Raw genomic sequence first — 7,440 nt, 5'->3', positions numbered from 1 at the left:
GTCCGCGACCGCGCCCGCCGCGTCCGGCGCGCTGCCGTCGCTGTCGCCGCACGCGGCGGCCGCGGCCGCGGCCGCCAGCCACGCGCACACTCGCCCGGCGCGCCTCGCACGCCCGGCGCCCGCGGTCGTCGCCCGCCGCACTACCACCGCGCCCGCCGCCACAGCGCCACCGCGCCCGCCACCGCCGCGGCGACGAACACCGCGCCCCACCCGTGATCCATCACCGCGTGCAGCACCGATGTCCCGGGTGCCACGCCGTGCCCCGGATGCGCCCACGCCATAGCCGGCAGCCCGGCAATCGCGACCGTCATTGCAATCCGCATGGCCGCCAGTATGCCCCCGCCACGCGCCGGCGCAAACCCCTTGTCGCCGCTGTCTGCCGCGCGGCCCCGCGGCGCCCGCCCGCGCGCCCCCGGCGGCCCGGCGCCTCGTCAGCCGGCATGCCCCGTCCCGGCGAACACCTTGCGGCTCAGCCACCGCACCGGCCGCGCGTGCGCGGCGGCGTCGAGCAGACTGTAGACCACCGGCACCACGACCAGGGTGAGCAGCGTGGAGGTCAGCAGCCCGCCGATGACCGCCACCGCCATCGGCGCGCGAATCTCGCCGCCCTCGCTCAGTGCGAACGCCACGGGCAACATGCCGAAGATCATCGCCGCGCTCGTCATCAGGATCGGACGCAGTCGCACCGGACCGGCCTCGAGCAGCGCGTCGCGCATCGACAGTCCACGCTTGCGCAGCGTGTTGGTGTAGTCCACCAGCAAGATCCCGTTCTTCGTGACGAGCCCCATCAACATGATCACGCCGATCATCGAAAAGATGCTCAGCGTCATACCGGACGCAAACAGCGCGCCGAACGCGCCGACCACCGACAGCGGCAAAGACAGCATGATCGTAAACGGGTGCATGAAGCTGTTGAACTGAGCCGCGAGCACCATGTACACGAAGATCACGCCGAGCATCAGCGCGACCACCATGTAGCGAAACGATTCGCCCATGATCTCCGCCATGCCGGCGTAGTCGGTGGTCAGGTGGTCGGGGACCACCTCCGCCGCCTTGGCCTCGATGATCTGGATTGCGCGACCGAGCGGCAACCCCTCGAGGTTCGCGAGCACAGTGACCTGGCGCTGCCGGCTCTGGCGCTCGATCTGCGCTGGCCCCGTCGTGCGGTCGACGGCAACGACGCTCGCCAGGTCGATGAGTTGCCCGGTCGTGGACCGCACCGCCAGGTTAGCGAGCCGCTCGAATCCGCGCTTGTCCTCGTCGGGCAGCCGCAGAATCACATCGTAGATATCGGTGCCGTCCTTGAGTTCGGTGACCTTGTCTCCGGCGAGCAGCGCGCGGATCGTGGTGGCGATCGTGGCGACCGGAACGCCGAGCGCGGCCGCGCGATCCCGGTCGATCTCGATCGCGAGTTCCGGCTTGCCGCTGCGGTGCGTGGTGTCCAGGTCGACGAACCCCGGCACCTTGCGCAACTCGGCGACCAGCGCGTTTGCGGCCGCCTCCAGCTCGTCCAGGTCCGAGCCGCGAATGTTGAACTGCACCGCCTGCTGGCGAAACCCGCTGTCGCCACCGACCTGCGCGACCGGCGTCGCGGTGACCAGCGCGCCGTGGACGTCCTCGTAGCGACGCCGCACCCACGCCATCGCGTCCTCCTGGTGAAAGGACCGCTGGGAATGGTGGGTCATCAGCACGCGAATGCTCCCCTTGTTGATCTCCGCGCGCGACCCGCCGCCGACGGTGACGAACGTCCCCACCACGCCGGGGCCGTGGGCGCGAAGGTCGCGCGCGACCGCTTCGACGAACGCGGTCGTCGCCGCCAGCGACGTGCCGGTCGGCAGTTCGATCGTGACGTCGAACTCCGCGCGGTCCTCCGGCGGGATGAACTCGGCCTCCACCTGCGCGACCAGCGCGATCGCGCCCACGAACGACGCCCCCGCAATCGCGAGCGTGACGATCCGGTGGCGCAGCGCCGCGTCGAGCAACCGGCGATACGCGCGCGTGGTCGCGTCGATCATCCGGTTGAACCCGCGAAACAGCACGTTCGGCGGCCGCTGCTGCACGCGCAGCAGTCGCGACGACAGCATCGGGGTAAGCGTCAGCGACACGAGGGTCGACACCGACACCGCGAAGCTCACGGTCAAGCCGAACTGGAAGAAGAACCGGCCGATCAGCCCCTTCATGAACGCCACCGGCACGAACACGGCCAGGATCGTCGCCGTCGTGGCCAACACAGCGAGACCGATCTCATCGGTCGCCTCGGACGCCGCGACCTCGGCCCGCTTCCCCTGGGCAAAGTGACGGTAGATGTTTTCGACCACGACGATCGCGTCGTCGATCAGAATGCCCACCGACAGCGACAGCGCGAGCATGGTCATGTTGTTGAACGTGAACCCCATCACGTCGATGAAGGCCACGGTCGCGATGAGCGAACTCGGGATGGCGATGGCGCTAATCAGCGTGGCTCGGAAGTCGTGCAGGAAAAACAAGATGATCACGACGGCCAGCGCCGCACCGAACCAGACGTCGAACTGCACGTCGCCGATCGCGGTCTCGACGTAGGTCGACGTGTCGCTCGGGATCGCGATGCGCACTCCGTCGCGTTCGACGCGCGGGGCGAGCTTCGCGAGTTCCGCGCGAACGGCGCGGGCCACAGCGACCGTGTTCGCCCCGGACTGTTTGCGGACGACGAGCGCCACGGCCGACACGCCGTCCATCGACGACCACGACCGCGCCTCCTCGGTGCCGTCGACCACGGTCGCGACGTCGCCGACGCGGATCGTCGCCCCGCCGACGCCGGTGATGACGATGTCGGCGATCTCCTGGGCAGACCGCACCTCGCCCCTGGTCTTGACGGTCAGTTCGCGCGGGCCCTCCTCGATGCGCCCCGCCGGAAGCTCGACGTTCTGCGCCTGGAGCGCCGCCGCGACGTCCGCGACGGTGAATCCCCGGCCGGCGAGCTTGGCCGGATCGACGAAGACCTGAATCTCGCGATCGCGTCCGCCGATCAACTCGACCGAGCCGACGCCGCGGAGGCGCTGAATCCGCTCCTTGACCACCTCGTCTGCGATGCGCGTGAGGTCGCGGGCCGGCAGGTCGCCCGACAGCGCGATCGACATGATCGGCGCCGCGCCGACGTCGAACTTCTGAACCACCGGCGGTTCGATCCCACTGGGTAGGTTGCGCTCGATCGCCGAGATCCGCTCGCGAATATCCTGCGCGGCGGTGTCCGGATCCACGTCCAGGTCGAACTGGATCAAGATCTGGCAGACGCTCTCGAGGTTGACCGAGCGCAGCGTCTTGATCCCGGCCATCGTGTTGAGGGTCTCCTCGATCGGATCGGCGACCTTCGATTCCATCGACGCCGGGTCCGCGCCGGGATAGACGACCGTCACGGTGACGACGGGAAACTCGACGTTCGGGAACAGGTCGACGCCGACATTCGGATAGCTGAACACGCCGAACACGACCAACGCCGCGATCAGCATGACGGCGAACACCGGCCGCCGGATTGCGGTATCGGCGAGTCTCACCGGGCGTTCTCCGCCGCGCCGCCGTCGCGCAGCTCGACCTTGGCGAGCATGCCGGCTTTGAGCGCGCCGTCTTCGTTGTGTAGTCGCGCGGTGACCTCGACCGTGCGCGTCCGCGGGTCGACGTTCGGGCTGATCCGGCTCACCTCGGCGACACGCGTCGCCCCGGTGACGTCGAACCGCGCCGTGACCGGGTCGCCGACCTTCACGTGCGCGGCCACCCGCGTGGGCAGGTTGAACCGGAGTTCGAGTTCCGAATGGTCCTCGACCACGAGCACGACCGTCGGCGGCATCATCGTGACCATTTCGCCGACGTTCTTGAACCGGCGCGTGACGACGCCGTCGATCGGCGACCGCACGCTCGCGTCCGCCAGCGCCTGGTTGGCGACGGCGAGCGCGGCCTCGGCGGCCGCGACGCCGGCGCGCGCGCCGTCGTACTCGGCCTGTACCCGCTCCCACGTCGCCTGATCGACCGCGTTGTTGTCGAACAGTCGGCGCGTGCGGTCGTACTCTCGCTTGGCCGCGTCCAGCCGCACGCGCGCCGCATCGAGCGCCGCCTTCGCCTGCTGCACCCGCAGGCTCAAGTCGGTCGTGCGCAGGCGAAACAGCAGGTCGCCCTTGCGCACCCGGTCCCCCTCGTCGACCGGGAGCTTGGCGATGACGCCGGACATGTTGGGGCCAATCTGCGCCGACCGGATCGGAAACGTGGTGCCGGTCGTCACGTTCGCCGCCGCCGGCGCCGCGGCCCGGTCGGCGGAGCCCGCGATCGCCGGCAACGGCTCGCGCGGCGGCGCGCCCGGGCCGGCGGCCGGCGGGATGCCGGGGCCGGAACTCTCCTGGCTACACGCGGCGGCGCCGAGCGCCAGCGCGGCCAAACTCACTGCGGTCCATCGTCGTCCACGCATCGGGCTTGCATCACTTTCCGCCGGTGACGAACGGTCCCGGCAGCCGGCCGGTCGCGCGCGCGAGCGCGACCAGCGCGAGGTAGTAGTCGTAGCGCGCGCTGGCGTAGCCGAGCCGAGCGCGGGTCACCTCCGTCTCGGCGTCGAGCAAATCGGTCGCGGTGAGCGCGCCCGCGTCGAACCGCTCGCGCCGGATCCGAAACGCCTCCTCGGCAGCCGTGAGCCCGGCGGCGGCGACCGCGACCGCGCCGTAGGCCGACCGGGCGTCGGCGGCGGCGCGCGCGATCTCGAGGCGAACCCGATCGCGATGCCGCGCCGCCGCCAGCTTGGCGCGCTCGGCGTCCAGTGCGGCCGCGGCGGCGCGCTTGCGCTGGTGCCCCCAGTCCCACGCGTCCCACTGCAGGGTGACGCCGACGAACCAGTCGTCAGCCGCCTGAAACGTACCGCCGCCCTCCGTGCGCTGATAGGTCGCCACGGCGTAGACGCGCGGCAACCGCTGAAGTTGCTCGATGCGAGCCGCCGCGCGGGCCTGGGCGACCCGCTGGCGTGTCGCGGCGACCTCGGGCCGATGCTCCGCCGCGTCGTCGACCGCACCGCCGTCGAGCGCGGGCGGCGGTGGCGGCGTCGCGGGCAGGTCGTCGGCGATGTCGACGTCCGCGTCGCGCGCGAGCCCCAGCGTGAAAATGAGCGCATCGCGGGCGATGCCGACGCCGCGAGCGGCGGCGATCGCCCGCTGTCTCGCCTCGGCGAGCGCCGCCTCGATGCGCATCACGTCCACGCGCTCGAGCACGCCGCCGTCGTGCAACGCGCGCGCGCGCTCGAGGTGCGCTTCGAGCTGGGCGACGCCGGTTTCGGCGATCGAACGGGCGGCCTGGGCCTGCAGCAGCCGCACGTAGCCCTCCGCCGCGCGGTATGCCACTTCCAGCCGCGCGGTCGCGCGCTCGGCCTCGGCGACGGCGACGGCCGCCTCGTCGGCGTCCACCATCTCGGCGATCACCCACAGGGGCGTGATCCCCTGGGTCGCCGTGACCTTCGCGTTCGCCGTCACGCGATCGCGCACGGTGACCGATTGCAGCGCCACGCCCATCGGGCATTCGTTGGCCGGAGTCGCCGGATCGTCGGCACACGGCACGGGGATGTCGAACGCGATGTCGCTGCCCCACATCAGGGCGTTGCCGTCGACCGACACGCGCGGCCAATACAGAGCGCGCGTCGACTCGAGATGCGTATTGGCCGCGGACACGGCGACGTTGGCGATCGCCAGGTCTGGACTGTCGGACAGCGCGATGTCGACGACGGCATCAAACGTGAGGCGGTCGGCCGCCGCCGGCCGTGCGCGCGCCGCGAGCGCCAACGCAAGGGTTGATATCGCAACGATTCGGTTCATGGCTTGGCTCCCGCGCCCGAAAGAAACAGGTCGCAGACGAGTGCCGCGCGCGCCGACAGCGGGGCCGCGTCGCCGGTCATCATCCAGTCCTGGACCGCGCCGGTCATCGTCCCGATCAAGAACGCGGTGATCTGGCCGGCCGGAGCATCCGTCCGCAGCCGGCCGGCCGCGAGCAGATGGGCGACCACGCGCTGGTACGTGCGCAGGTACTCCTCCTGCAGCGCGGCCGCGGCCGCCCCGCCCACGACCCGCACACCCATCATCGATCCGCCGCCGAGTTCGGCGAAGACCCGATAGATGGCGCGGTGCGCGTCGAGGAACTCGAACGACACGCGAACGAGCGCACGAAGTTCGTCGTCGGGCGCGGACACCGCCGCACACGCCGCGGCGATGCGCGCGTTGTACTCGGCGAGCCGACGCTCGACAAGCGACTGAAACAGCGTCTGTTTGTTCTCGAAGTAGTTGTATAAGGTGCCCGTCGCGACGCCCGCGGCGGCGGCGACGTCGACCATCCGCGCGCCCTGGTATCCGGCCGTCGCGAACACCCGCTCGGCCGCGTCCAGCATCGCATCGCGGATCACGGCGCGGGCCCGGTCGCGCAGCGCGCCGCGCGGGGCGCTGCCGCCCCTCGTTCCCCGTGTGCCGGGGCGCCCGCGTTGCTGTCGGCGCACTCCCATTAGTTGAATCGAGGTTCACACTCATGAATATTCGTTCACGTGTCAAGCAGATTGTGCAATCTGCCGGCCGTGGGCGCCCGGTGATGCGGAGTCGACGGCTCCCGCGCCGCCGCGCGCGCCAGGGCGCGGCTCGGCCGCTGCGGGCTCCCCGACGGAGTGGGTTTGGCCACGGATCACGCGGTTGTGCAGCGCCGAGCCGGCTCGTCCGTCCGGTCGCTCGGGCCGACCGCCGCCGGCCGCACGCGGCGCCGGGATCGGCGCGTGGCGCTCCGCTCGCATCTCGCCGCCAAAGGCGGCGGGGGCCTGGCCTCACCGCTCGCGGCGGGCGCGGACGAGCACGTCGAGGGCGACGCGAGGCCCCTCGCCGGTCGCCACTTCGCGCTCGACCGTCTCGGCCCGCTCGATGCGCAAATCGCCGAGCGCCGACACCACGTCGTCGGGTCCGTAGAGCACGGCGGCCGACGGCGGACCGCCGTAGCCCTCGGTGAGGTTGCGCCGGTCGTGTCCGACCAACAGCAGCGTACCGCCCGGCGCGACGGCGGCCGCAGCGCGCTCGAGGATGGGGCGCATCGCATCCCACGGCAGGTGCAAGTAGGCGATCAACACGAGGTCGTACGCGCGCGCCTCGGACGCCCACGCGGTGAGGTCCTCGTTGCGCCAGCGGACGCGGACGCCGCGCCGCGCCGCGAGGGCGCGGCCGCGCTCGAGCGCGCGCTCGGCGAAGTCCACCGCCTCCACGTCCCAGCCGCGCTCGGCGAGCCACAGCGCGTTGCGCCCCTCGCCGGCGGCGAGGTCTAGGAGGCTGTTGCGCATAGCCGCTGGCTGCGGTCGCGATCTGCGGGCGATCTTCGGCGTACGTCCTCGCGCCCTTCGGTTCCGTATGTTTATACGCGCCCTCGTGCGCTTCGGGCGTGCGCCGAACCTCGCCTCGCATCTCGCAACCTCGC

Annotated in this window: 5 protein-coding genes; all 5 read right to left on the bottom strand. The window is 71.4% G+C overall.

The annotated features are described in order from the left end of the window. Nucleotides 1-431: 431 nt before the first annotated feature. Complete coding sequence (locus D6689_17405) at nt 432-3,497, bottom strand: efflux RND transporter permease subunit (GenBank protein RMH39186.1); 3,066 nt, start codon at nt 3,495-3,497, stop codon at nt 432-434. Between the two features lie 29 nt (nt 3,498-3,526). Continuing rightward, entirely contained in the window at nt 3,527-4,432 is a 906-nt protein-coding gene (locus tag D6689_17400) for an efflux RND transporter periplasmic adaptor subunit (GenBank protein ID RMH39185.1), read from the bottom strand. Nucleotides 4,433-4,442: 10 nt separating this feature from the next. Further along, the gene (locus D6689_17395) at nt 4,443-5,816 is read right to left on the bottom strand and encodes a TolC family protein (GenBank protein ID RMH39184.1); all 1,374 of its coding nucleotides are present in this window, start codon (nt 5,814-5,816) and stop codon (nt 4,443-4,445) included. Continuing rightward, a complete protein-coding gene (locus tag D6689_17390) occupies nt 5,813-6,493 on the bottom strand; it encodes a TetR/AcrR family transcriptional regulator (protein RMH39183.1) in 681 nt (226 codons plus the stop codon). Before D6689_17390 ends, D6689_17395 begins: the two co-directional genes overlap by 4 nt. A 309-nt stretch (nt 6,494-6,802) precedes the next feature. Further along, nucleotides 6,803-7,306, bottom strand: a complete 504-nt coding sequence (locus D6689_17385; protein RMH39182.1) for a class I SAM-dependent methyltransferase — start codon at nt 7,304-7,306, stop codon at nt 6,803-6,805. Nucleotides 7,307-7,440 lie beyond the last annotated feature (134 nt).

The sequence above is a fragment of the Deltaproteobacteria bacterium genome, assembly GCA_003696105.1.
Taxonomy (GTDB): Bacteria; Myxococcota_A; Polyangia; order Haliangiales; family J016; genus J016.
Note: the sequence above shows the minus strand (reverse complement) of the source record. Positions and strands in the feature narration are given on the sequence as shown.

Coding starts and splice junctions, on each gene's coding strand:
- D6689_17395 (RMH39184.1), bottom strand. CDS start 5,816: ATGAACCGAATCGTTGCGATATCAACCCTTGCGTTGGCGCTCGCGGCG.
- D6689_17400 (RMH39185.1), bottom strand. CDS start 4,432: ATGCGTGGACGACGATGGACCGCAGTGAGTTTGGCCGCGCTGGCGCTC.
- D6689_17390 (RMH39183.1), bottom strand. CDS start 6,493: ATGGGAGTGCGCCGACAGCAACGCGGGCGCCCCGGCACACGGGGAACG.
- D6689_17385 (RMH39182.1), bottom strand. CDS start 7,306: ATGCGCAACAGCCTCCTAGACCTCGCCGCCGGCGAGGGGCGCAACGCG.